We start from the raw sequence: 25,881 nt of genomic DNA on the forward strand, positions 1-25,881 counted from the left end.
TGGCCATTGCGGGCAGCACCCTGGCAGGGCAAACCTATGTGTATGTGTATAAGCCAGACGGCAGCCAACTGACCAGCGCCAATCTGTACTACAGTTCGGGCGCCGCCGTCTCAAAGGCCCTGGCCCTGAGCAATCTGCCGGTCAGTGGCACCTACACGGTCCGGGTCACGCCCAGTAGCGGCGCCACTGGCAGCTTGACGCTGGGACTGCAGACGGACCTGAGCGGCAGCCTCACCGCAGGCACACCGGTCAGCCTGAGTTTGGCCTCCGGCCAGAACGCAACCTATACCTTCACGGGGACGGCAGGGCAGAAGGTCCAGGTGGGGGTGAGTGCAGACGTCTTGCCGGGTTATACCTATTTCTATATGTATAAACCGGACGGCACTCAAATGGATTATTTTTCGGTGAATTACTCTTCAGGTGCTGGAACTAATCAGACGTATACATTCAGTGCCCTGCCTGTGGCAGGCGGCTACACACTACGTGTGGCTCCTACCGGCGGTATAGCGGGTTCGACAACCATTCAGTTGAATTGATTATTGAGTGATAGCCTGCGGACATTTTTGGCGATGAGATTGTCCAGGTACATAACAGATTTGAGCCGGATACGAGAACGATGAAATCGATGACGACCCTAAAAGCGTTCCTGAAAATTGGTATCTTCAGCCTGTTGCTGTGTGGTTATAGTTTGGCACATGCGGATTGCGACAACGATGGCGATGATGGGGATTCATCCGAATCTGGGGAATGTTCAATTTCCCCTCCACCGGCTGCAGCGCCCCAACCCCCACCTCCCGATTGTGGATGTGAAAGCGCTGATCCGGTTGATTCGTACACCGGTGTCTTCATACACCGTAGAACGGATTTGGCCGTACGCGACGTGATCCCCTTGGAAGTTGCACGAACCTATCGTTCCAAAGACGGGGGGCCAGCCAGAGCATTTGGGATCAATACAGCGTTGTCCTACGATGTTTTTTTGATCGGTGAGGACACTGCTTCTACGGTTTCACCCTATTTGGATCTTGTAAAACCAAATGGTAGCCGTGTGCATTTTGTCTTGCAAAGCCCGGTCACAACCCCTCTCCAGGCGGTCTATGTTGCCAAGGGTAATCGGGATGCTCATTACGCAGGGGCTACCATCAAGTGGAGCGCTGAAACCCGCGTACTGACACTTAAAGATGGCTCAACCATTTCCTTTGGTCTTTATAACCCTCAAGCCTCTTTGTCCTACTACCGCTCAGCAGCAATGGTCGCCAGTACCGACCGCTTAGGTAACACTGTCACCTATAAGCGTGCAGAAGACACCGGTAACCTCATGGTTGTAACGTCACCGAATGGCCGTCACCTTTATTTTACCTACGACGAGGCCAGTAACCGCGTCACCCAGGTTACGGACGACATTGGGCGCACAGTTACCTATCAATACACTGCAGCCGGTGAGCTTGCTAGTGTGACCGACCCGCTCGGTAACACAGAGTCCTACACCTACGATAGCAACCACCAAATGCTCACCGTCACGGATAAAAATCAACACGTGATGGTGGCCAATACCTATGACGCAACGACTGGCAGGGTGAGCAAGCAAACCTACGCCGATGGCACAACCGCCACATTGAGCTATCAGCTTGATACCAACGGCAAGCTGACCCAACTGGATGAGACCGACGAACGTGGCATTGTCAAACGCCTTGCCTTTAACACCAGCGGTTACCCTACATCCATCATCAATGCATTAGGTAAGCCAGAGCAACAGACCTGGGCTTATACACTGGATTCCGTGACCAATCAGGTGCTCAGCACTACCGATCCCTTAGGGCGGGTAACGGGCTATACCTATGATGTGAATGGCAATCAAACCCAGGTGACCCAACTTCAGGGGACCAGCAAGGCTACCAGTTGGTCTTACACCTATGACAGCACTTTCAATCAGGTCACCAGCCTCACTGATCCACTCTCGCACACGACGAAATTTACACTGGATGCAAAGGGCCGCGTCAGCCAGATTACAGACCCCCTGAACAATCAGGTGAGTCTGGGTTACGACAATCAGGGAAATATCCAAACCATCCAGCAAAGCCTCAATGGCGGCACACTTACCAATAGCTTTGCTTATAGCGGGGGCGATCTTGCTTCAACAACCGATCCCCTGGGACGCACCTACACGTTCTTGACTGATAGTGTAGGGCGACGTACCCAGACGACCGACCCCTTGGGCAATGCCATCTGGAATGCCACCTACGACAATCTGGACCGCATAACCACTACGACTGACGCACTGGGCAACAGCATCCAGACCAGTTACGACCCCATGGGGAATCTGCTCAGCTATACCGATGGCAAGAACCAGGGCAGTACCACCTACACGTGGGATACCCGGAATCGCCTGCTTGGTTTTACTGATAATTTTGGGGTTGGTGAAAGCTATAACTACGATGCAGGTGGAAACCGCGTCAGTGTGACTGACCGCAAAGGCCAAATCTCTAGCTATACCTACGACAACCTCAATCGCCTCACCAAGGCCAGCTATGGCGCCACAGCCAGTGCGCCAAGCGCCACCAGCACCGTCAATTACACCTGGGATGCAGGTAACCGCGTAACCCAGATTGTCGATAGCGCGAGTGGCACCATCACCCGCAGCTATGATGGGCTTGACAATCTTACTGAGGAGAAAACACCTCAAGGACAGGTTGACTACAGTTACTATGCTAACAGTCTGCGCCAAGGCATGACCGTCCTTGGTCAAAGCCCCGTCGCTTACACGTGGGATGCTACCAACCGCCTCACCCAGATCAATCAAGGGAGTGCCACAGTCGGCTTTGCTTACGACAGTTTGAATCGTCGTACCCAAGTTACCCTGCCGAGTGGTATTCAGATGGTCTATGGTTACGACAATGCTGGGCAGCTTACCAGCATCACCTACCAACAAGGTAGTACCGTTCTTGATACGTTGACCTATGGGTACGATGCTACCGGGCATCGAACATCTTTAGGCGGATCGGCTGCGGATACCATTACCCAAGCGCCTACTCCAGTCAGCCCTGCACCTGTCTATGATGCGGCTAATCGCCTTGCCACCTTTGCTGGCAATAACCTGACTTACGATGCCAACGGCAGCTTGTTGAGCGCCAACGGCAACAACTACACCTGGGATGCCCGCAACCGTCTTACCCAAATCGCTCAAGGCAGTAGCACCTTAGCGAGCTACCAATACGATAGTTTTGGGCGCCGCATCGGAAAAACCTTGAATGGTGGTACTACCATTAATTATCTCTACGATGGCAATCAAATTGTTCAAGAACTCAACGGTAGTACCGTCAGCGCAAATTTGCTTACTGGTTTGGGGTTGGATGAAATCTACCGCCGCACCAGTACCACAGCTGGCGCACAAGATTACCTGACAGACGCGCTGGGCAGCACAATCGCCTTGGTCAACAGTGCCGGAACGGTTCAGACCCGTTATGCCTACGATCCTTACGGCAATACAACCGTTATTGGAAATGCCAGCGACAATCCTTACCAGTACACCGGACGGGAAAACGATGGTAACGGACTCTACTATTACCGCGCTCGTTACTATAATCCTCAGTGGGGACGGTTTATCTCACAAGACCCAATGGGATTTGCAGCGGGGCAGAATTTGTATGCGTATGTGAGTGGGGATCCTATTGCTAAAACTGACCCACAGGGACTTTATGATCAGACCATGTGCGAAAAAGCAGGCTTGCCCGCGTGGTGTACACCAAATAATCCTCCGCCAAAGCCTCCTGCATCGGAAGTGCTTCAAAAGCACTTCGGATGTGTCCAAAGATGCTTGGGAACGTATACTCAATATACGGATCAAATTTGTGCGGCTGGTGGAGCTGCTGCTCTTTTTATTAAGACTCTATCCGGTGTAGGAGAGGCGTGTACGGTATATTACGGAGCAAATTTGGCAGCATGTGAACTTGAATGTGCGTGTAGTTCAAGTAATTATTGATTTCCGAATAAGGTAAAACAGGGTAATATGAGACCAGTAAAAATAGAGTTTTGCCTTGGCGGAATCAGAAAAAAAGTGTTGTTTATTATATTGGTGATAACTATTTGTGGGTGGATTGGACTTGTTTATGAATTAATTAGTGCCGATCTATCTATGCCAATCACAAAAATAATTGCATATTTAATTTTGATCCCAATGGGAATTTGGAAAATGTTTAGGATTTCCGGCATAATTAGATTTCCGCGAAAGAATGTATAGCCGGGTAGGGTGCGCACGCGTTTGTGGCGTTGATTGAAGAATGTCGCTTGTTTGATGGGCTTTCTTCTGCGGCGGCCTATGCTTTCTTGATGGTTGCGCGTTCGCACGCTACGCGTGCAAACCCTAGGCTTGCTCCCGTTGATTGTGTGTAAGGGTTTCAATGTGACGATGCCTTGCAAAACACGTTGATATCTTTATCACGACGACATGTCACGCTATCGGCGGGCGGCCGTGCCCAGGGCCTCATGCTTTTTCACGGTGGTAAGCTTCCGGCAGCGGCCGGTGTTGACGGATGAACGGGTGTGTGCTGCGCATTACGACTGCGCGCCAAAACCATCCTTTTATGATTGATGCCTGGGTGTTGTTACCTGATCATCTGCACTGCATCTGGACTTTACCTGAAGGGGATGCGGATTTCGGCGTGCGCTGGAATCTGATTAAACGCCTGACTTCTTCTGCGTTGCCTCCTGATCTGTTGCCGTCACAACGCTCTTATTCGCAAACCAAGCGTCGGGAATCCGGATTCTGGCAACGCCATTTCTGGGAGTATCTGATTCGTGATGAAGCGGATTATCGGTATCACATGGATTATCTGCATTACAACCCGGTCAAACACAAGCAGGTAGCGCAAGTGATCGATTGGCCGTATTCCTCTTTTCATCGTTTGTTGAAAGCGGGAATCTATCCTGCCAATTGGGGAAATGTCACGCCTGCGCTCATGTAATGCTTGCGAATCTAGAGCGTTTGTTACCCCATGTTACGATGCAGCTTACAAGCCAAGGCTCAGCCGTTATTTCAGATTGAAGGTACGTTATATTTCCAACAAAATCAAGGGAAATTGCACTACAATCATGTGGGAATAGATAAGCCTTTGGGTTTGTTTTTGCGTGGTTTTGACCCTTGCTGTAGCTTGCTGAACAAATATCAAGGGGTAAGACCTTTTAGTGCTGTGCTTGAAGAGCAGGAATAGGTGGGGGTGTATGCCGTTTCATCAGGGGTGTCAAAAGTACCGCATCAGAGGTTTTACCCTGCTGGAACTCCTGGTGGTCATGGTCATCATCGGCTTGTTGGCTGGTTATGTCGCCCCAAAGTTCTTTGCCCACATCGGCAAGGCCGAAGTTAAAACTGCGCGTGCCCAGATTGATGCTCTCGAAAAAGCACTGGATGCCTATCGACTGGATGTCGGCAGCTACCCCACCACGGAACAAGGGCTGGCTGCACTGGCGCAGCGCCCCTCAGGAGAATCCCGCTGGTCTGGGCCTTACCTCAAAAAGGCGATCCCCAACGATCCCTGGGGGCACCCCTATCAATACAAGCAGCCAGGTGACCACGGCGAACTTGACCTGTATTCCTTTGGCAAAGATGGGCAGCCGGGTGGCACGGGAGACGCCGAAGACATTGGTAACTGGTAAGCATGCGTTACATCGTCAAGGTACTGGATGCGAACCATGCTGTCAGCGAGCAAACCATTGATGCCGCTGATGAAGCCGGAGCACGTCAACAAATCCAGGGACATGGCCTCAGTGTCCTGAGTGTGCGCCGTGGCGGATCGGGTAGCCACGGTGGACGGGGCAAATTTCCCTTACTGTTGTTCGCCCAAGAACTGCTGGCCCTGTTGCAATCGGGCCTTCCCTTGGTGGAAGCCATCGACACCCTTGGCGAAAAAGAGAATCGGCCGACCGTGCGGACAACGCTGGAAGCATTGAGCACGGGGATGCGGCAAGGCAAACCTCTCTCAGTGGTGTTGGAAAGCCTGTCAGGGACCTTTCCTGATCTTTTCATTGCCATGGTGAGAGCCGCTGAGCGGACCTCAGACCTTGATCAGGCGCTGGTGCGCTACAACCTCTATCGTCAGCAGATCGATTCCCTGCGCGGCAAGATTGTCAGCGCCTCCATCTATCCCTTATTGCTATTGGGTGTTGGCGGTTTGGTGGTACTTTTTCTGCTGGGTTTTGTGGTGCCGCGTTTTGCCGGTGTATTTGAAGATGTTGGCGGCGATTTGCCCCTGGCGTCGCGCCTCCTGATTGAGTGGGGCAAGCTGATTCACACGCATGCTTTGGACATGTTCTTGGTTTTCCTCTGCGGGGTGGTTGCCATGGTAATGGCCGCCCGTAGCACCGCCTTGCGTTCTGCCTTGGGTCGAGGCCTGTGGAAGATGCCCGGGCTAGGGGCCGAATTGAAAGTTTTCCAACTGGCGCGCTTTTATCGCACCCTGGCCATGTTGCTGCGGGGCGGTATCCCGGCGCTGACCGCGATGCAGATGACGCGTGGGTTACTGCCTGCCACACTGCATAATGGGTTGGATGCCGCCATGCAACTGGTGCATGAAGGCCGCAGCCTCACCGATGCACTCAATCTGCATCATCTCACCACCCCGGTTGCCAACCGCATGCTTCGTGTAGGCGAGAAGGCCGGTAACCTGGGGGAAATGGCCGAGCGTATTGCGGTGTTTCATGAAGAGGAAATCGGGCGTCGTGTCGATGTGCTCACCCGCCTGATCGGCCCGCTGTTGATGTTGATCATCGGCACGGTGATCGGTCTGATCGTGGTCCTCATGTATCTGCCAATTTTCCAATTGGCCGAAAGTATTCAATGAACGCGCCGCCTGTTACGTCTCCCGCATTGTCCATCCCAATGTTGGCCGCATTGCGCCAGGAAGCCCTAGCAGCCTCACGACCAGTGATCAAGCTGCTGTTGGAACGCCAAGGCGCTGCTATTTTACCTGCTCTTGCAGCCCACTTGCACCTAGGCTATGCCCGCGCCGAAGAACTCCTGGCCCATACCCCCGATCTGGAACTCCTACGCTTTGAAGAATGCTTGCGTCATCAATGCGTTGCTTTGCGTGATGCGCAAGCCCAGTTGCTCATTGCTCTGGCGGACCCATTTGACGTTGCTCTGCAAGATTGGTTGGGGGCACGCGTGACAGAGCCCTTTCGGCTCGTACTGACCAATCATGATGATTTGACCGCCTGCCTTGCCCGCATAGAAGAAAACCAGCAACTGATGACCAGTGCGCTCGGTGAAGCACAGGGCATGGCAAATACAGAGCTAGCTGAAGATATTTCGGCACGCCGCATATCGGAGGATGCCAGCCCGGTCGTCAAACTGGTCAATTCCACGCTCTATGATGCGCTCAAGCAGAATGCCAGCGACATCCATCTTGAGTCTCTACCGGGCGGATTGCAGATCAAATACCGGGTTGACGGGGTGATGAACCGGGTAGGGATGGTGCAAGGGTCGGATTTGGCCGAACAGGCCGTGTCGCGTCTGAAAGTGATGGCGGAACTGGACATTGCCGAGCGCCGGGTACCTCAGGATGGACGCTTCAAGGTCAGCGCTGGGGGGCGTGAGATCGACTTCCGGGTGTCCATCATGCCCAGTATCCATGGCGAAGATGCGGTGCTGCGGATACTCGATAAAGAACACCTGACCAAGGAAATGAGTGGGCTGACCCTGGGCGCCTTAGGCTACGACGAAACCACCGCAGGGGAACTACGCCGGATGGCCTGCGAGCCCTACGGCATGTTGTTGGTGACTGGACCGACAGGGTCGGGCAAGACCACCACCCTTTACGCCACCATTGGTGAAACCAACCATGGTTTGGACAAGATCGTGACGATTGAAGACCCGGTGGAGTATCAACTCCTAGGCGTTCTGCAAATCCCGGTCAATGAGAAAAAAGGCCTGACCTTTGCACGGGGGCTTCGCTCTATTCTGCGGCACGACCCGGACAAGATCATGGTAGGCGAAATCCGGGACCCGGAAACGGCGGAGATCGCCGTACAGGCAGCACTGACAGGGCATTTGGTCTTCACCACGGTACATGCCAACAACGTCTTTGACGTGATTGGCCGATTTATGCACATGGGTTTGGACCCCTACAACTTGGTGGCCGCGCTGAATGTGATCGTCGCCCAACGGCTGCTACGGATCAATTGCCCCGAGTGTAGTACTGACGAGCAGCCAAGCTCTGCTTTGCTGGCCGAATCCCGCCTGACGGCCAGTGAGTGTGAGCACTATCGTTTCCGTGCCGGGCGGGGCTGTGCCCAGTGCCGTGGCAGTGGTTATCGCAGGCGGCGGGCGATTGCCGAGATTCTTACGCTCAACGATGAATTGAGAGAACTGATTACCCAACGCGCCTCAATACGCGTGCTCAAGGAAGCCGCCCTTCGGCATGGCTTCAAGAGTCTGCGCAGTGCAGGATTAGCGGTGGTTGCACAAGGGGATACCACTTTGCAGGAGCTGAACCGTGTCACCTTTGTTGCCTGATCGCGTGCGCCTGTACCTGGGCCAACAAGGATGGCGCCTGGAGGGCCCTCAGCCCGCCTTAGCACAAAGCTGGCACATATCTGCTCAGACAGGCCAACTTGACGCATTGCTTGATCACATCACTCTGCCTGAGGGTGGACGCAAGCTGACCGTGGTCCTGGAACATGTCTGGGCACGTTGCCAACTGGTCAAGTTCCCCTCTGCCGTACGCAGTACGGCAGAGCGCCAAGCGTTTTTGCAAGCCATTTTTCGCGATGTGCACGGGATCGATACACAGGCGTGGCGGATAGTCGTTGAATCAGGCATTGCGGGTGAGCCTGTCTTTGCCAGTGCCATTGAGCAGAGCACGCTTGCTGCTTTGCAGGCATTTGCCACGCGTCACCACTTGCGCCTCACCAGTGTGCAACCCGCATTCTGCGCGGCCTGGAATCAGTACCATGCACGCATGAATGCGCCACACGGTGCTTTGGCATGGCTGGCCGATCAGCGGGCCAGCGTCGGCTTATGGCAGGAAGGGCGTTGGCTGATGCTACGCAGCCAGGCTTTGGCACAGGGGAATGGCGCCGGACTCGGTTCCTTGCTGAAACTACTCATTGCAGGCAGTGGTTATGCGCACGAAGGGGGCGTGTACTATCTCGCAGGGCAGACCGCAGGCTTGCGATTACCCTTGCCCGAGAACTGGACGTGTGTGAGTCTGGAACAGTCAGCTCAAGTGGAGGCACCATGAGTTGGTTCGCTCGCCACCCACCTGTCATTACATTGGACTTTGTGCCACGCCGCCGCTGGCCCAGCCTACTGGGATGGTTGATTTTGGGTTCCGGCGGATTGATCGCCATGGCGGTATTGACAGAGTTTTGGGACCTGGGTGATCAGCTTGTAAGCGCCCAAGCCAGACTGGCGCGTGAAACGCGCCATCTGGAACGCAGCCGTCACCAGGAATTGGCGAAACAACAAGAGAAACTCCCCGAGGCTGAATTGGCCCGAGCGGTTGAACTTGCACAGCGGCTGCACAATCATAAACTTGATGTTCTCACCGAGATTGAGGCTGCCTGCAACAAAGACGTGACGTTACTGGCATTGGTCCAATCCGATGACAAGTTGCAACTGAAACTTACGGGACAGGCGCGCTCGCTAGAGGCTGCATTTGCTTTTGCGCGCCGTCTGGCGGCAAGTCCCCGAATGATACGGGCCGACGTGGACGGATATGAATTCAAACCCAGCGGCAGTGTGGAAAGCGTCGTGTTCAGTATGAACGTGGCATGGAGGGCTACGCCATGAGGCTGACGGGTATCGTTCGTACCGCATTCCTCCGGCAGCTCAGTAAGATAGGTTGGGCAGGCATACTGGGGGTCGCACTCTTCATGTTTGCCGTGGCATTTGCCTACTCGGGTAACCGTGAACGTCAGGTTCAGTTGGCCGAAATCGCTCGACAACGCCAGGATTTGGCGGCGCAATTGACGCGTGAGCATAAGCCTGAAACATCGCCGCGTGAAATTCTGGAACAGTTCAAACAAAGTCTGCCTGTACCGGAAATGTTGCCCGATATCCTGTTACAGCTTGATACGCGGGCACGCCAGTACGGCTTGGCGCCCAGCCGTGCTGACTACAGCGAAAGCATCGTCACGGGCAATACAAACGACAAGGGCAGTGCCAACAAATTCAGGCGGGTACGTATCAGCATGCCTGTCAAAGGCAGTTATGCGGCGGTGCGCGATTGGCTCGCAGATGTACTGGAAAGTGTTCCAGGCTTGAGTGTCGACGCCATAGAGTTTCAACGCAAGGATATGAGCCAGACGGTGTTGGATGCGCAAATCCGATTGGCTGTGTATATGCGGGGCCAACCATGAACCGACGCCAATGGGTGCTGGGCATTGCACTGTGTACAACACTGGGAGCCGTGTGGTGGGCTAGCAGTCTGGAAGAGGACGAGACCGTATCGCCCAAACACGATCGCAAAGCACCCGCCGGGCATGCCAGTAAGCCAAATGGTTCAGCCTCTTCCCGAAAAGCCTCTCCCTCGCAGGCACAAATGCTGGCGCTGTTGGGAAGCAGTCACGCTGATCACGAGCGCCTGCCCAAACTGAAGCAGGACCCTTTTGCACCCACCAGCTTTGATCCGCCTCCACCACCGCCACCACCACCACCCCAACCAACTGCGCCACCACTTCGGTTTAAATATATGGGGCGATTAGATGCGGAAGAACAGCCTGCTGTCTTCCTGGAAGATAATGGTCGGCTGAGCATTGTTCACCAAGGCGACACCTTGGACGGTCAGTATCGCGTCCTATCGATTGGAGAGGTAGGAATCCAATTTGAATATATTCCGCTCAATGTCGTGCAAACTTTGAATTATTGATGCCCATGCACTCAAATTTGTCTGTTCGCTTCACTCATCTGGCTAATTTTATCGTCTGCCTGTTGCTTACCGGCTGCGCTGCCAATGTCATCGATTCCAGCCGTGAAATGCTGGAGACGGGCCATAATGAAAATGCCATTTCCATGCTGGAGAGCGAACTCAAGCAGCATCCGGATAATAGAGAAGCTCGGGTCTATTACTACCGTGTGCGCGATCAACTCGTCAATCAATCATTGGTGATGGCCGAGCGAGCACTCAGCAGTGGCCAAACAGATGAAGCCGAAGAACAGATTCAGCGCGCGTTTCGCTATGAGCCTGACAATGCGCGAGCGCGTAGCCTTGTGCGACGCCTGGAGTCCGCCAAGCGTCGGGCTCAACGCATGGAGGAAGCCCGGAAGCTACTCAGTGAAAAGCATCTGCCCGAAGCGGAGGGCATTGCACGCGCCTTACTGGCAGAAAACCCAAATGATGCTGCCGTACGTGTCATGTTGCGTAGCATTGATGAACAAGTGGCGGCGAACAATGTGGTCTCAGAAGAGACGCATTTGAAGGACGGATTCAAGACTCCGATCACATTGGAGTTTCGTGAGGTTCCGTTGCGCAGTGTGTTTGAAGTCATTTCACGTACTTCAGGCATCAATTTCGTGTTTGACAAGGATGTCCGTACCGATACTAAGGTGACAATCTTTGTACGCAATACCAGTATCGATGAAGTGGTTAGCCTGGTTCTTAAGACCAGTCAGTTGGAAAAGAAACTGCTCAATGAGAACTCCGTCATCATTTATCCGTCATCCCAAGGAAAGCAAAAGGATTATCAGGAATTGGTGACCCGAACCTTCTACCTGACCAATACCGAAGCCAAGCAAGCACAGGCCTTGATTAAATCGGTGGTGAAATCCAAGGATACCTTTATCGACGAAAGTTTGAACATTCTTGTCATCAAGGATACGCCCGAGGCGGTGAGAATGGCTGAGCGCTTAATCGCCCAGTTAGATATTGCCGCGCCAGAGGTTATGTTGGAAGTTGAAGTCCTTGAGGTGGCACGGTCCAAATTGCTAAGCCTGGGCGTTAAATATCCCGATCAAGTCGGCTACGGCATCCTTCAACCAACAACGACCTCGGTTGTTACCACCTCGACTGGCTCAACGGCATCCACAAATCTTGGTGGTCAATTGCTGAACGGTAATATTGCGCTGACGTCTACCAACGGTTTGGTGGGCTATGTGACCAACCCAGGGTTGTTACTGAATCTGAAAGACCAGGATGGCATCAGCAATACGCTTGCCAATCCGCGTATTCGCGTCCATAACAAAGAAAAAGCCAAAATCTTGGTGGGAGATCGTGTCCCTGTCTTTACCACGACCTCCACCGCCAACGTAGGGGTGGCCGCCTCTGTCAATTACCTGGATGTCGGTTTAAAGCTGGAAGTGGAACCCACGGTACGCCTGGATGACCAAGTCGAAATCAAGGTGGCCCTGGAAGTTTCCAGTATTTCCAAGGAAGTGACCGGGCCGCAAAGTACGCTCGCCTACCAGATCGGCACCCGTAACGCCAACACCGTGCTACGTTTGCATGATGGTGAAACGCAGGTGCTCGCAGGATTGATCTCCGATGCGGAACGTCATAGCACGGCCAGTATTCCAGGTCTTGGCCGCATTCCTGCATTGGGGTGGTTGTTCTCAACGCATAGCAACGACAATTCTAAAACGGAAATTATCCTGCTCATTACCCCGCATGTCGTGAGCAATGTCATCCCGGAAGCGTCTGCACGAGCGGTCTTCCCGGCGGGTACAGAGAGTGATGTTGGCTCACCGCCTCTGAGTATTACATCCCTGTCTCCTGCTGGTGTTTTTAATGTGAAGCAGCCCAACAAGGGGGGGGCGCCGACCGTCAAACCACAAGGTACACATAACTCGACGGCCCCCGCCGCGATTTCGATCCCGATCACCGGGGAAAGTGCGCGCTCCAACCCAACTACAGTAACACCCAAAGATGTCTCCAATACGCCTGTTGCGACTCCGGTCGATAAGGCTCCAAATAGTTCTGGAGAACCTCCGAAGGGGGTAAAACCCAACAGCTCAACATCAAACGAACGCGATCAGGCCGCGACCCAGTCGGACAGTCCAGCGGATAAACCCGCGCTGACCAATCAAGCCCGGCTTTGGCTCAGCGGACCTACGGTTGCGATGGCAGGGCAGGACCTGACTGTATCGGTTACGGCCACGTCGATTCAGCCAATCACCAGTAATGAAGTGGTGCTGAACTATGATAAAAATGTATTTGAAAGCACTTCAAGCGACGAAGCGGAAGGTATCGTGAAGATGGTGACAACAGCGAATGGCGCCGTTGGTCAATTGCATCTGAAGGTCAAGCCGGGCATCGCGGCCAAACCATCGCCGATCCTGTTTAGTCGGGTCAACGTGACCACGGATCAAGGGGTGGCGCCTGTTGAGCTGGGGCAAGCGTTGGTGGTTCAGATCTCCGCAGCGCAGCAATAATCATGACGGCCCCCGGCTTTTCCGGGGACAAGCCAGAACGGCAGCCTGCACGTTTTATTGCTGCCATGCTTTGCCATGGAGAATTCTTACCAATTCTGTTTTCAAAGCCCCTTGGTAAGCAACCATTCTGAAAAGACCTTGATTCCAGCAAAGGCAAGGCCCGCAAACTTTTGAATCTGGATGCTGATTACCTATAGGCAGGCGGCATGATATGCGCGCCACCACAAACGCTGACAGCCCATATCCCTGATGTGTTTGGTCGGAGTCTATCCCTTCCATACCCACTGTTTTGCTCATCATTGTGTTCGCCACTGCGACTCAAGCAAGGGAGATTTCATTGACCTACAACGCCATGCATACTCGGTAGACCGCTTTGCTTGAGGTGGCCCAAATTTGGCGCATTGCAAGCGGAAATCCTGTACGCACAACTTTTCATGGCCAAGTACCGTATATCGGAATTCAATATTTCAATTTGGTTTTGATGTTTAAATTGTTACCGTTCTCAATAGCAACAAGGTGCCCCCTCGCCACCAGCTAATGTATGTCGTTTGGCTGGAATTAAAACAATAAGTTGTCCTAAATTGTCTAAATAATTTTGGGTGAATGAATTATTTCTGCATAAAGTTGATCTAGAACAATGGGTGGTCGTTGTAGTGGCGCTATGGCAACGGGCATTTCTATAAATTTCGACTGGAGCCAGAATGCGGAAGGCGTTTATGTATTCAGTGGACTATTTATATTGACTGCGGATGGTTTTTATACAAATTTAATATTTTCTTCAATGGCATATACATGCTTGCTAGCGGGTCCGTATACACGTCGTTGATGTAGATCCAGGCGTCGGTTTGCGTTCGTCCAGGCGGCTCAGTGAGACGGGTGGCGTTTACGGTCGCCTGCGGAAAACCAGTGGTATGTCATGAGCGTCAAGAAAGTTGCGTTTGTATTGACAACGAAAGCGACAAAAAATTTGAAATTCAAATAGGGTAGGGGAGCCAAATATAATTTTTGCTCATGCTTTTGATTGCGTCTCGTAACAAATCACGGCGATCACGGTGGTTTGAACGAGCGAGGAAGGTCAGCAAAACGAGGTCTTTTAGGGACATTTTTATAGGAAAGGAGTCGTAATGCGTTTCGTGCGGGGTATGGGGGTATCTGGGCGATATGTGCTCGGTGGAATTCTTGCTGCGGCGCTTGCTGGCAATGCTTGGGCGACCTCGGTTGCGCTCAGTGCTAACAGTGGCACCAATCAGATTGCATTGAAGTGGACCGTGTCTGGGACTCTTCGCAGTATCCAGGTATATCGGGATACTGACTCTGACCCGGCAGGGCGGGTAAAGATTGCGTCGCTTAGTGCTGCTGTGAGCAGCTATACGGATACCACCGTTCAGAGCGGTAAACAATACTGGTATTGGATCAAGTACACCGATACCGCAGGTGCTTCGGGTAATTCAAATGCAGCCACCGTCGCGACGTCGACTGCAAGCGGGCAAATTGACTACGGCACGACTCAAACAACGTGGGCTTCTGGAACAACCACCAAGCCAACAGTGACATCCGGGAAGTGGAGAGCAGGTGGGCCGAATCCGGACCAGTCGGGTTTTGCTTTGGTGAAGGAGTCAGCACACTTCGCTTTCTATTCTGACGAAAGCATCTCCGCGAGTACTTTAACTGCGGCGGCAGATACGCTTGAGAACGTAGTGTGGCTGAATTTGTTCAATTCGAACTTATTCATGCCCGAACCGTTCTTCAACAAGACAGACAAGATCAAAGCAGCAATCCATATCCACTCCGGCTGGGGCCTGACCGGCGGTGGCTGGGTTGATGATCAAGGGGTATTTCATCCAGGTATGTGGATCGGCCCCGATGCGCTGAGTGACCACTGGGGTATGACGCACGAGTTTACCCATTCGTGGCAAGCTTGGAATGCCTATAATGGTGGCATGACCTGCGACCAGTCAAACACGTGTGGCTGGATTCATGAAAGCCATGCGAATTTCACGCCGCACCAGCTTCCAGAATACCAGAGCAACGTGCACTGTACGGAGATGCTGGCGAATGCCCCGCACCTGTATTTAGGGTCTACGCGCGACCGTTACTGCAACTGGCAGTTCATGGAGTTCCTCAAGGACAAGTACGGCCCCAGCGCCGTTACACAGCTCTGGACTACATCGGGATCTGATCCGTTTACCAACATACAGACCTCGCGCGGATGGACGATTGGGCAACTCAACGACTTCATGGGTGATTGGGCGATGCACAACGTGGTCTGGGACTACAAGGCAACCCCGGATGCTTTCCGCAATACGTATGGTGACGTCACAACCACGGATAAGTCCGAGCGCATGCATCGCCTCATGCCACTTGAGGCGCTGGATACCAACTGGGCCACAAACCGTCGCTTCGCGTCACCGTATTATGGAGCGCCGCAGCGCTTTGGTTACAACGTTGTGCGCCTCTACCCGGAGGCTGGTGCTACAACCATAACGCTTAAGTTCCGCGGTATCAACCAATCTGGCTCGGACGCTGATTTCCGTTGGGGATTGGTGGCCACCGATGCTCAATTCACCTCGGCCCGGTATAGCGCACTGCAGAATGGACTGGATGGTCAGCTGACCTTTAGCGTCAATTCAGGGGAGCCGCTGTTCTTGGTAGTGACGGCAACACCCTCGGTCTTCAAGACTATCGTTTGGGATCAAGAGTACAACACGATCCCACGTTACATGTACATGATTGAACTCGCCAACGCTTGGCCACAGGGCTTCCAAAACGGACGGCGCGACGCCTGCCCTGCGGGCACCGTGCGCTTCTCCAACGGTGGGGGCTGCGCACCGACCAGCACGCCTTCAACAGTGTACGTGGGGCCGTATGCAACAATCCTACCCGGCGCTACGGTTACGGGCTCTGCACGGATCGAAGACGAAGCGATCATTGCAAACGGCAAGGTCACTGGTGGAGTCGTAGGCGGGCTGAGCATTATCGGAGAAGTTGGCAGCGATTGGGGTAACAATGCCTTTACCGTGTCTGGCTCTGCCTCTGTCCATACCACCTTCTATCCGTTGGGCTTCTTCGATGCCGACCAGGGCGCTTCGGGTAGTTTGAAGCTATATGGTGACGTCGAATACCGTGGGGCAGCGCTGAATCTCAATGCCGACAACAGGTCCGGGTATGTGGATCAAACCTCGACAGTCGGCTCTGCCACCGATATCAATTCGAAGTCTCTGTTTGTCTGGCGCCCTTGATCGACGACATGTAAAAAGCTCCCCCGGCAAAGCCGGGGAGCTTGGACCGGCGCTCGTGGTTCAAATATCAGCAGCACAGCAATAACGAAATCTGGAATCGTCGTGTGCTTATGAAGTTCAGATGCTCCGACTTAATGAATACCTTCTTGCGGACATCACTGGGGGTTTCTTTCTCATGCCCCAGCTTGCGACATCCGGATGATTGTGAGCCGCCCTAAGTGGTAGTGCTGAGCCTCCTGTTAGGGCCGCAACCTGCTTTCAGTTTGTAGAGTTTAAACAACAGAGATACTTTGCACGCAAGGGCTGCTTTCAGTTCTCTACAGTATTGCTACCTAGGAAGGTCCGCTGAGTGTACTCCCTTTGGGGTGGCGTAAGGCAAAACCACGTTCATAGAACGTGGTTTTTTTACTTGCCTCAGATACCTGCAAAAAAGCACAACCTGAGTCAAAATCCCATAAACAAAACGAATAGTGTTTTTGTTGTTTTGAAAAGTTATGCGTATTGCAACTTCAAAATCTGTAAAAAATGTCATTGTTACAATAATTCTATAATCATAAAACTTCCCTAATGGGCTGTTTATGCCAAACATATTGAGAGATTAAATTTTGGTGTCTAACATGGCCTTGTTTCACAGTAAAGCTTGTAATCCGACACATAAGGGAGGAATTGATGATCAAGTCAAAAAGACTCGGGAGCCGATTGCCCAAAGGCCCTCTGTTTGTACTAGCCCTGTTGCCCATGACAATCAGCTTGGCTTTTGCAGATACCGGACCAGCGTTGAGCGTCGATGCCACAGCCAACGTCAAGGTGATCAATCCTTTGATCTACGGTATGAACTTCACCGACGAAGCACTTGCCAAGGAACTGAGTTTGCCGATCCGGCGGCGTGGGGGCAACCAGACTTCACGCTACAACTGGAAGTCCGACATTTCTAATCGCGGAAGTGATTGGTACTTTGAGAATATTCCAGAAGAAATCCTGGGCGGCAATGCGATTGACATCAGCAAGCTGCCAGAAGGTTCCAGCGCCAATCTCTTTATTGAGCAAGACCGCCGTACGGGCACCAAAACCTTGCTGACGATTCCAATGAGTGGTTGGGTCGCCAAGGGGCGCACGGCCAACAGCAGCCATCCCTTCGACTGCGGATTCAAGATCAGCCGCTACGGCGCCCAACAAAGCTCCGATACCTGGGACAGTGACTGTGGCAATGGCATCAAGGCTGATGGCAGCAAGATCACGGGTAATGACCCGCTGGACACCAGCATGGCAATTGATCCCACATTCGTGCAGGACTGGCTGCGCTACCTGATTGGCAAGTACGACACACCCGACAATGGTGGTGTGAAGTTCCTTAACCTGGACAACGAGCCGGAACTCTGGAGTTCCACCCATCACGATGTACGACCGCAGCATCTCGGGTATGACGAATTGATGTCTCGAACAATCTCCTATGCCTCGGCGATCAAGTCGGTGGATAAAGGCTTCATGACACTTGGGCCCGCCAGTTGGGGCTGGGTGCCATACTTCTATTCGGATCTGGACTCCTCGCAAAACAGCCAAGCAGACCGCGCCGCGCATGGCAATGTCCCGCTTACCGATTGGTATCTTCAGCAGCTCAAGGCGTATGAAACCAAGAACGGTGTGCGCCTGCTCGACTACTTGGATGAACACTATTACCCGCAGGCCAGCAACGTTGTCTCCTCTACTAATGATGCCGCCACCAATGCCTTACGCCTGCGCCAAACCCGAGTGTTGTGGGATCCAAACTACACGGACGAGAGCTGGATCGCACAACCGGTACGCCTGATCCCGCGCATGCGGGATTGGGTGAACACCAATTACCCCGGCACTAAGATTGCCATGAGCGAATACAATTTCGGTGCGCTGGCCTATCTAAATGGTGCCCTGACCCAGGCCGATGTGCTCGGCATCTTCGGACGTGAGGGCTTGGACCTTGCCACGCTGTGGGATCCCCCAAAAGCCACAGATCCCGGCGCATTTGCCTTCCGCATGTACCGAAATTATGACGGGGCGGGCAGCCGCTTCGCGGATGTGAGTGTAAGCGCAAGCAGCACGGATCAAGGCAAGTTGGCCGTTTATGCGGCCAAGAGTACGGTAGGAAACCTCCTCACGCTGATGCTGGTCAACAAGACCGATGTGGACCTCACCAGCGCTATCTCGCTGGCAAACTTTAGCCCGGCCAGTGCGGCCAAAGTTTATCGATACAGTGGCGAGGACCTGACGGCAATCAAGCACCTGGCGGATCAAACCGTTTCGTCCTCGGGCTTTACCGCCACTTACCCGGCCAACTCGATCACTATGGTCGCCATTTCGGCCAAGAGCGATAGCAGTTCCGGCAGCTCGCCAGGCAGCGGCGGCGGTACCACGGGTGCGTGCACAATCAGCTATACGGTAAGCAATCAATGGGACTCCGGGTTCACGGCCAATGTAGAGGTCAAAAACACGGGGGCTACGGCTATCAACGGCTGGGCGGTTACTTGGCAATTTGTCGGCAATCAGCAAATCACCAATCTGTGGAATGCCACACTCAGCACCGGAGGCAACGGGGTGACTGCCAGCAATGCCAACTGGAACGGTAACATTGTGGCAGGAGCCAGCATCAGCTTTGGCTTCCAAGCAAGCTACAGCGGCACCAACGCTATTCCCGCGAGCTTCACACTCAACGGCATGACATGTAAGTAGATCCGTTCAGCGCGGGGGGCTGCGCTGCAGCCTCCCGCGTCTACCTTGCCTGCGGGCAGATCCAGGTTGTTAGTATAATTATGCTGCCCAGCCGTAAAAGCCTGAAAACTAGGAAAGCGGTCGTACCAGGATATTTTGAATTCCTGAGTCAGCAAGGTTTCACAGGCCTGCAGGAATCTGCCTCCCTCTATGGGGTAGTCAGCCATCTGGTCACCCGTGCGTGCACCACCTGGCTTGCCAGTAGAGGAGAGCATCAATCCGATGCGTTATCATATTGGCCCACTCCGCATTGTGGTAGCGTCCGCGACCGGGTTTTCCGAAATGGGCCTGAAATTGACGGTTCATCATATATGCAAGTAAATAAAAATGGACTCTACATATGATGTCGATAGTGCGCACCATCTGATGCGGCGATTCTAGCCTTGCACATACCTCTACACGCATATCTATACACACATACGCTTAGCAAGATTGAATCATGGTTGCAGTTGCCACATCGTACATCGGCGGTCGGAGCTATATTGCAAGTGTCAGTTAAACGGTATACTTACATTTGGTTACTGGTCAAAATCAAGATGTATTAGTGGATAACGCGGTTTTGACATTGACTAGGTCAGGGATGTATGCGGAGAAAAAATTATGAATTGGTGGAAATTACTGATTACGCTGATGCTGTTGGCAGGCGTGTGGTGCGCTGTGCCTGCCTATGGCAAACCTTTTGATTGTTCCAGGAAGTGTGGATTGCCAGTTGAAGCGCCCTATCCCAATATCGTAGTAGGCACGATTGATGGTGTCGCCACTGAGCAGCAAAGCAAACAGATCTATACTTGGGCCCGTCGCCACGGCTATTGGAAAAATTTGCCTGCGAGTAGCGATAAATTTTGGAGTGTGGTTCAGCTTGTTTCACTCAGTATCAATGGTAAGCGTTCGATCACTGTCTTGGTTAGTCAGTCCGAGGAAAGGGCCGCACCATTGAAGGAAGGTGACTGGGCGCGTTATGCGCCACATCGCACAACACGTGACAAGCCTGCTGCTGATGATATCGAAGGATTGGCGTACTGGGCCTCGGGTGGTTGCATATTGGTGATGTGTCGAGGTGAAAAATCGATCTGTGACGGACATTACATCCCTGGAATCTATCAAAGCAGCGATGGAACCGCACTTAAAGATGACGGGAAAACTGTTGATCATGCAGCTCGCCCAATTGATCCCCGTAGCATGTTGCCGAGGTAGTTGTGTTCTGTATCATGACTCTAATCGCCCGTTCTAGGTCAGCTGCTACTTTTGCTGTTTGTGTAATAGCAATCCTCTTCTCAGCGTCGGCGCATAGTCAAGTATCTATGAAAGATCTAGCGCGCGCACGTGTGATTGCTGAAGCAACCTGTGCAAGCTGTCACTATAAAGATGGCAATAGTATTTTTTCGACGACTCCAAAGATTGCAGGTCAGCATAGCGCGTATATATACAAACAACTTCACGACTTTAAGGGCCAGAACGGGAAGCCTCCCGCACGTTATGCGGCATCGATGCTTTTGCCATTAGGGATTCTCAACGATTCTGATTTTCATGCCTTGGCAATCTACTATTCAGAAAAAACTTTGATTCCAGAGAAAGCAAAGAGCCCTAAAACCTTCGAACTCGGACAACGGATCTGGCTGGGTGGTAATTATGATCGAAATATTCCCGCCTGTGCTGGTTGTCATGGACCGTCTGGCCAAGGAATTCCGCCCTTGTATCCTCGTTTGCAAGGGCAGTTTGCAGACTACACAAGAAATGTGCTTATGGCATACAAAACAGGGGCTTTGACTAATGACTCGTCTGGAACAATGCAGGCCGTGTCTAAGAGAATGACTCAAAATGAAATTGAAGCGATATCTGATTATATAGCGGGGTTGCGCTAAACCAATACACTATCAAAGGTCGGTGATAGGAGGAGTCTTCGGATAAACACCAATAAGAGCCTGCCAAGTGGATGAGGACCGTTATAACCCCCAGGGGCTCTTCATAGTAAATATCCCTCGGCAAAGCCGGGGGCTTTAGTTTGTTAGCGCCTCAAAGGCACCGTCAAAACCGTTAGCCGCTGCGCGGCGGACAGATTGAGCCATGCTCAGTTTTTATCACCCATTCGCAAACGACTTCGAAGTCACCTTACGGTCTCAACCGCAGTCTCAAACACTAGCTTGACCGACGCATAGGCCAAACCTTCTGAGTCCTCCGGCAAAGCCGGGGGATTACCGCGTTTATTTAACCAAGAGTACAGACATAGGGTTGCATCCAGCCCTCACTTTTACGCCAAAACCCCTGTTCATTTATCGTTATGACATAATAGAGGTCTAAGTGTTTTGAATGAAGTCAATGTCGATATTGCTTTGGCTGTGAGCGAATAAATATCCAGTCGCAATACCGATTTTCTTGCGAATGTTCGTTGTCAATTCCGACAAAAGGTGGGAGTGTTTCTGTAGAACGAAGCCCGCTGCGTTCAGAATAGCTGCTGATACCTACGATCCTATTTTGCATAGTTCGAGTTTTCCATTCGGCTAATCCTGTAAAAGGATCTCTGAACAGTTTACGCAGATGGTGGACGGGGTAGGGGAATCGTTTGTCTTCTACAAGGTCAGACAAACTGCTTGGGGTGTCTGGGTTGCCTGAGGGGGTTGCTTTTCGGTAACTTTCAAGTGCTGCGCTGAACTGGCGACCAATCTCCAGAAGTTCCACTTCTTTTTCTCTCTGGGCTTGCAATCGCCATACTTGGCCAAATCCTGCCAACAGAAAACCCATCACAGCCAAAGCAAAAATTAAAATTAGTAGGCTAAAGCCTCGTTCGTTTCGATAAAGCACTTATAACTCACTTAGTGGTGTGCCGTCTTGAGCGTTGCCTTCTGCAGCACTGCGGACGTCATATAAACCGGGCTCATCATCCGGAGCAGGAGTGCTAATCCAGCTGTCGGCAGAATTGGTATAGGGGTCTCTAGGGATAGCACGTAGATAGTGCTGAGCCGCCAAATCATCCAGGGTTTCAGGTAAGTGATTTCGATCAGCTTGATACTTATCGATTGCGTCACGCATGGTGACCAAGCTTTGGCGGAGACTGGTTTCTTTCGCGTGTTCTACATGACTAAAGTAGCGAGGTGCGGCAATGGAAACCAACAATGCAACAATCGCCATCACCACCAATAGCTCAATCAGTGTAAATCCATCATGCCGTCGACATTTTTTAATACTACCACGCTGACAAAATTGGGGACTATCCATAGGCCTTCTCGTTTGTGTTGCCATCTACCATTCCTTATATGGAATGCCATTTAGCCCACTCTTTTCCGACAATGAGTGTACATCGAACACATCTGCCCCGGGTTGGGGGTTGTTAGGGGGGCTGGCGTAACTACGCATGCCCCAAGTTTGTGCGGCGGGGGTGGTGTTGTCTGGGTACATTGGATCTCGAGGTAGACGCCGTAAGAAGTAGATCATGCGTTTGTCGGGTTGAGTTTGATCTGGAATGCCTTCAGCTAACTCGTTGAGTGAATGAGGGTAGCCGGATTCGTCAACTTTCTTCTCAATCTGACCATTGTCCGAATATTCTTTGTAGCGATCAATTGCATTTCGGATCTGCCTTAAGGCAAGTCTTAACTCTGACTCACGCGAACGTTGTTCAACAATATGAGCAACAGGGAAAGCGGCAGAAGCTAGGATACCCACAATGGCCACAACCACCACTATCTCAATGAGCGTAAAACCTTGGTTATTGATTTGTCGCACTAGTGTTCTGTCCCGTTAATTCGTCTGCAAAGTCTCTCGATTTTTTCCAGGATGGATTCGGTCGTGGCTGTCGAAGAGAATGATAGTGTTGACTCTATTCAAGTATGGTCAGTATAGTAAACAATATTTTACAAAATAGTGTTTCTTGTGGTTTTTCTTAGTCTTGAGATGGCGTTGAGACAGGGGTTAAGGTGCAGGAGATCTTGCCCCCGTAGCCAATGGCATGGGGCTAGTTTTAGTAAGTGAAGAGGTGTGGCGCTTGCTGGGGAAAATAGGACACTTGTTTGTGGGCTACTTGGGCAATGAAATTGAGGGCCCTGTGGTGTGGTGTGGCGTGGTCTGAGAGTTTTGGGCCCGTAAAGAGGCAAGGAGCCAAGGCGCGCTTCAAGCTAGGACAGAAAACTTCAAAAACAGCCATGTAGTATCAGGCTTGATAGATTTGACGGGGGAATTGATGCTTGCTCTTCGAGTGCGCGGTTTCGCAGCGCTGAGGCTTTGTGTTCGTCGTTTGCTATTCATGGGCTTTGCTGCGTTGTGTTGTAATCTGGTATTCGCTGCAAGCAATTCGATGGTAGCGGACGGAGCAAGTGTCAATGTGATTTTGACTCAAGGTCAAAACGGCAATTTCACCTTTGTAGGCAAGGTCGGTCAGACACTTGGTTTGGGTGTAACTGGGTTGAGCACGAGTCCTTCAGGGGGAAATGTCTCCGTTCAGGTGATATATCCAGATGACAACACGGTACTGATCAGTTGCGGGACGTTTTACAGTTCTGACGGTGGAGGAAGCTGCAACTTACCAGTGCTGCCTGCCGATGGAGTATATACGGTACGCATCGTGCTGAGTACAGGTTATGCCGCTAGTTTCAACCTCACCCTCTCGAATGAAGTTGTTGGGCCTCTCACATTTGGCACGAATACAACTTTCGCGACAACTCGAGTCGGCCAGAATGCACGTTATACCTTTACGGCTAGTGCTGGGCAAGATTTCAACCTAATGGTGTCTGGCAGTAGTTTTCCTAGTCAGGTTCTGGTCACGGTTCTTCGCCCCGATTTGAGTGTTCAGGGCTCGCTAAGTGTTTCTGGTAGTAGTTCGCGTGTATTGAGCTTGCGGAATCTTCCTGCTACAGGCACCTATTATGTAATGGCTGATCCAATAGGTGTAGGAACCGGGTCTGTCAGACTACTGTTGCAGAAAGATGATGGCGGAAATGTATTGGTGGCTAATGGGGATGTGATTAATGTGTCGCTTTCACAAAGCCAAAATGGCGATTACATTTTCACGGGTAAGGCGGGGCAGCTATTAGGCTTGGGTCTGAGTGATTTGAGTACTGTAACGGGGGGCGGGAATATCACCGTCCAAGTGATTGAACCGGATGACAACACTGTACTTATCAGCTGTGGTAGTTACTCGGCATCCTATAAAGGGGGGAGCTGTAATCTTCCGGCGTTGCCTTCTGACGGTACGTACACTATAAGAATAATACCTGATACTGGCTATGCAGCTAATTTCAATTTGCTTTTGTCCACTGATGTTCCGGGTGGGATGCTGACGTCAGGGGTAAGTAAAACATTTACGACTTCCAGAATCGGACAAAACGCAGATTACAATTTTTCGGCCGTGGCTGGGGATAACTTGAATTTGGTGTTATCTGGTAGTTCCTTCCCAACTCGGGTTATTGTTACTGTCATGCGTCCAGATGGTTCTACCTTAAACCAAGTGAGCCTTTCTGGAAATGGTTCGAGTGCGTTGACTTTGCGGAATTTGGCAGTCACAGGAACCTATAGGATCTTTGTAGATCCCGTTGATACAGGGGTTGGCTCTATTAATTTGCTTTTGCAAAAAGACGACAATATCACCGGGTTGATAGCGGATGGAGACGCAATCAGGGTTTCGTTGGCCCAAAGTCAAAATGGTGATTATACCTTTCCGGGAACTACTAAGGAGTTGCTGGGCTTGGGTGTGGTGGATTTGAGCACCATACCTTCGGGAGGCTCGGTAGCCGTTCAGGTAATTGATCCTAACGGGATCACTGTGCATATAGACTGCGGAAAATTTAGTGCTTCGGATAAAGGTGGGAGTTGCAACCTTCCTACTTTGCCTTCTGACGGTACATATACGGTACGTGTTGTGCCTGACACAGGCTATGCGGCCAATTTCAATTTGCTTTTATCCGTTGAAGTTCCTGGAGGGGTATTGACACCGGGAGAGAGTAAGACGTTTGCGACTAGCCGCGTCGGTCAGAATGCAAATTACAACTTTTCAGCAACTGCGGGCCAAAATGTAAACTTGGTGCTATCTGGTAATTCCTTTCAGACTCGCGTTTATGCAAATGTTATAAGTCCAAATGGTTCTGCCATTAACCAGACGAGCCTTTCTGGTAGTGGGTCAAGTGTACTAGCTTTGAAGAATTTACCAGCCACGGGGACCTATGCAGTCTTTGTAGATCCTACCGGGGTAGGTGTGGGGTCAGTCGATACGCGTATTGATTTGGCAGGCACCGCTGTTCCATCTAGTGGAACTGTAGATGGAACACTGTCTGTTGATCTGGATGCAGCCAGCGTTACGGCCAAAGCAATTGCCAACTATACCTTTACAGGCACAACGGGACAGCGTTTAGGTTTGGGTCTTGGCAATCTGGTTACAACACCCTCTAATGGGTCGGTGAACGTGCAGGTGTTGTCGATAGACAACTCTACCGTGCTCATTGATTGTTATAGCTTTTATGCATCGAATGGAGGGGGGAATTGCAACCTTCCCGCGCTGCCTGCTGATGGCACGTACACCGTTCGTGTGGTACCCGCATCTGGTTATGCCGCCACGTTCAA

19 protein-coding genes are annotated in these 25,881 nt (G+C 51.9%); 16 read left to right on the forward strand and 3 right to left on the reverse strand.

Annotation, left to right across the window (positions count from 1 at the left end; genetic code table 11):
• The 15 genes from B145_RS25690 to B145_RS28155 all read left to right on the forward strand — a co-directional run.
• Window positions 1-536 (forward strand): hypothetical protein (locus tag B145_RS25690; protein WP_033407311.1); only part of this gene is annotated, 536 nt, incomplete at its 5' end.
• 80 nt (window positions 537-616) lie between these two features.
• Entirely contained in the window at window positions 617-3,976 is a 3,360-nt protein-coding gene (locus B145_RS25695; protein ID WP_083917758.1) for an RHS repeat-associated core domain-containing protein, read from the forward strand.
• Window positions 3,977-4,526: 550 nt separating this feature from the next.
• On the forward strand, window positions 4,527-4,958 hold the full coding sequence (locus B145_RS29375; RefSeq protein ID WP_018608224.1) for an REP-associated tyrosine transposase: 432 nt from the start codon (window positions 4,527-4,529) through the stop codon (window positions 4,956-4,958).
• 256 nt (window positions 4,959-5,214) lie between these two features.
• Window positions 5,215-5,646 (forward strand): type II secretion system major pseudopilin GspG, encoded by a 432-nt coding sequence (gene gspG, locus B145_RS0114070; RefSeq protein ID WP_018608225.1) that lies wholly within the window; start codon window positions 5,215-5,217, stop codon window positions 5,644-5,646.
• Between the two features lie 2 nt (window positions 5,647-5,648).
• Window positions 5,649-6,830 carry a type II secretion system F family protein gene (locus B145_RS0114075; RefSeq protein ID WP_018608226.1) on the forward strand — a complete coding sequence of 394 codons (1,182 nt, stop codon included), beginning with the start codon at window positions 5,649-5,651 and terminating at the stop codon, window positions 6,828-6,830.
• Window positions 6,827-8,503: a GspE/PulE family protein gene (locus B145_RS0114080; RefSeq protein ID WP_026259142.1), complete on the forward strand. Its 1,677-nt coding sequence runs from the start codon at window positions 6,827-6,829 to the stop codon at window positions 8,501-8,503. Before B145_RS0114075 ends, B145_RS0114080 begins: the two co-directional genes overlap by 4 nt.
• Complete coding sequence (locus tag B145_RS0114085) at window positions 8,484-9,230, forward strand: hypothetical protein (RefSeq protein WP_018608228.1); 747 nt, start codon at window positions 8,484-8,486, stop codon at window positions 9,228-9,230. Before B145_RS0114080 ends, B145_RS0114085 begins: the two co-directional genes overlap by 20 nt.
• Window positions 9,227-9,781 (forward strand): hypothetical protein, encoded by a 555-nt coding sequence (locus B145_RS0114090; RefSeq protein ID WP_018608229.1) that lies wholly within the window; start codon window positions 9,227-9,229, stop codon window positions 9,779-9,781. Before B145_RS0114085 ends, B145_RS0114090 begins: the two co-directional genes overlap by 4 nt.
• Window positions 9,778-10,350, forward strand: a complete 573-nt coding sequence (locus tag B145_RS27575) for a GspMb/PilO family protein (protein ID WP_157288430.1) — start codon at window positions 9,778-9,780, stop codon at window positions 10,348-10,350. The genes B145_RS0114090 and B145_RS27575 overlap by 4 nt, the downstream gene beginning before the upstream one ends.
• Window positions 10,347-10,859: a hypothetical protein gene (locus B145_RS28955; RefSeq protein WP_018608231.1), complete on the forward strand. Its 513-nt coding sequence runs from the start codon at window positions 10,347-10,349 to the stop codon at window positions 10,857-10,859. The genes B145_RS27575 and B145_RS28955 overlap by 4 nt, the downstream gene beginning before the upstream one ends.
• Window positions 10,859-13,357, forward strand: a complete 2,499-nt coding sequence (locus B145_RS25710) for a secretin and TonB N-terminal domain-containing protein (protein ID WP_018608232.1) — start codon at window positions 10,859-10,861, stop codon at window positions 13,355-13,357. Before B145_RS28955 ends, B145_RS25710 begins: the two co-directional genes overlap by 1 nt.
• Window positions 13,358-14,499: 1,142 nt before the next feature.
• Entirely contained in the window at window positions 14,500-16,596 is a 2,097-nt protein-coding gene (locus B145_RS25715; protein WP_245541869.1) for a DUF6055 domain-containing protein, read from the forward strand.
• A gap of 669 nt (window positions 16,597-17,265) precedes the next feature.
• Entirely contained in the window at window positions 17,266-19,299 is a 2,034-nt protein-coding gene (locus B145_RS25720) for a glycoside hydrolase family 44 protein (RefSeq protein ID WP_033407314.1), read from the forward strand.
• A gap of 639 nt (window positions 19,300-19,938) precedes the next feature.
• On the forward strand, window positions 19,939-20,532 hold the full coding sequence (locus tag B145_RS0114120) for a hypothetical protein (protein WP_018608235.1): 594 nt from the start codon (window positions 19,939-19,941) through the stop codon (window positions 20,530-20,532).
• 14 nt (window positions 20,533-20,546) lie between these two features.
• The gene (locus B145_RS28155) at window positions 20,547-21,200 is read left to right on the forward strand and encodes a c-type cytochrome (RefSeq protein ID WP_157288433.1); all 654 of its coding nucleotides are present in this window, start codon (window positions 20,547-20,549) and stop codon (window positions 21,198-21,200) included.
• A gap of 451 nt (window positions 21,201-21,651) precedes the next feature.
• Here B145_RS28155 and B145_RS28700 read toward each other — a convergent pair whose 3' ends face one another.
• From B145_RS28700 to B145_RS0114130, 3 genes are read right to left on the reverse strand one after another with little or no spacing between them, the layout of a single operon-like run.
• The gene (locus tag B145_RS28700; RefSeq protein ID WP_157288434.1) at window positions 21,652-22,137 is read right to left on the reverse strand and encodes a type II secretion system protein; all 486 of its coding nucleotides are present in this window, start codon (window positions 22,135-22,137) and stop codon (window positions 21,652-21,654) included.
• Window positions 22,138-22,575: a type II secretion system protein gene (locus B145_RS0114125; protein WP_018608236.1), complete on the reverse strand. Its 438-nt coding sequence runs from the start codon at window positions 22,573-22,575 to the stop codon at window positions 22,138-22,140. It lies immediately after the preceding gene.
• Complete coding sequence (locus B145_RS0114130) at window positions 22,576-23,055, reverse strand: type II secretion system protein (RefSeq protein WP_018608237.1); 480 nt, start codon at window positions 23,053-23,055, stop codon at window positions 22,576-22,578.
• Between the two features lie 454 nt (window positions 23,056-23,509).
• Here B145_RS0114130 and B145_RS28705 point away from each other — a divergent pair.
• The coding region (locus B145_RS28705) for a hypothetical protein (protein ID WP_157288435.1) at window positions 23,510-25,881 on the forward strand (2,372 nt) is incomplete at its 3' end.

The sequence above is a fragment of the Uliginosibacterium gangwonense DSM 18521 genome, assembly GCF_000373965.1.
Classification (GTDB): Bacteria; Pseudomonadota; Gammaproteobacteria; order Burkholderiales; family Rhodocyclaceae; genus Uliginosibacterium; species Uliginosibacterium gangwonense.

What these genes read in the sequence shown, in the direction of transcription:
- B145_RS25695 (WP_083917758.1), top strand. Translation starts at nt 617, where the DNA reads ATGAAATCGATGACGACCCTAAAAGCGTTCCTGAAAATTGGTATCTTC.
- B145_RS29375 (WP_018608224.1), top strand. Translation starts at nt 4,527, where the DNA reads ATGAACGGGTGTGTGCTGCGCATTACGACTGCGCGCCAAAACCATCCT.
- gspG (WP_018608225.1), top strand. Translation starts at nt 5,215, where the DNA reads ATGCCGTTTCATCAGGGGTGTCAAAAGTACCGCATCAGAGGTTTTACC.
- B145_RS0114075 (WP_018608226.1), top strand. Translation starts at nt 5,649, where the DNA reads ATGCGTTACATCGTCAAGGTACTGGATGCGAACCATGCTGTCAGCGAG.
- B145_RS0114080 (WP_026259142.1), top strand. Translation starts at nt 6,827, where the DNA reads ATGAACGCGCCGCCTGTTACGTCTCCCGCATTGTCCATCCCAATGTTG.
- B145_RS0114090 (WP_018608229.1), top strand. Translation starts at nt 9,227, where the DNA reads ATGAGTTGGTTCGCTCGCCACCCACCTGTCATTACATTGGACTTTGTG.
- B145_RS27575 (WP_157288430.1), top strand. Translation starts at nt 9,778, where the DNA reads ATGAGGCTGACGGGTATCGTTCGTACCGCATTCCTCCGGCAGCTCAGT.
- B145_RS28955 (WP_018608231.1), top strand. Translation starts at nt 10,347, where the DNA reads ATGAACCGACGCCAATGGGTGCTGGGCATTGCACTGTGTACAACACTG.
- B145_RS25710 (WP_018608232.1), top strand. Translation starts at nt 10,859, where the DNA reads ATGCCCATGCACTCAAATTTGTCTGTTCGCTTCACTCATCTGGCTAAT.
- B145_RS25715 (WP_245541869.1), top strand. Translation starts at nt 14,500, where the DNA reads ATGGGGGTATCTGGGCGATATGTGCTCGGTGGAATTCTTGCTGCGGCG.
- B145_RS25720 (WP_033407314.1), top strand. Translation starts at nt 17,266, where the DNA reads ATGATCAAGTCAAAAAGACTCGGGAGCCGATTGCCCAAAGGCCCTCTG.
- B145_RS0114120 (WP_018608235.1), top strand. Translation starts at nt 19,939, where the DNA reads ATGAATTGGTGGAAATTACTGATTACGCTGATGCTGTTGGCAGGCGTG.
- B145_RS28155 (WP_157288433.1), top strand. Translation starts at nt 20,547, where the DNA reads ATGACTCTAATCGCCCGTTCTAGGTCAGCTGCTACTTTTGCTGTTTGT.
- B145_RS0114125 (WP_018608236.1), bottom strand. Translation starts at nt 22,575, where the DNA reads ATGGCAACACAAACGAGAAGGCCTATGGATAGTCCCCAATTTTGTCAG.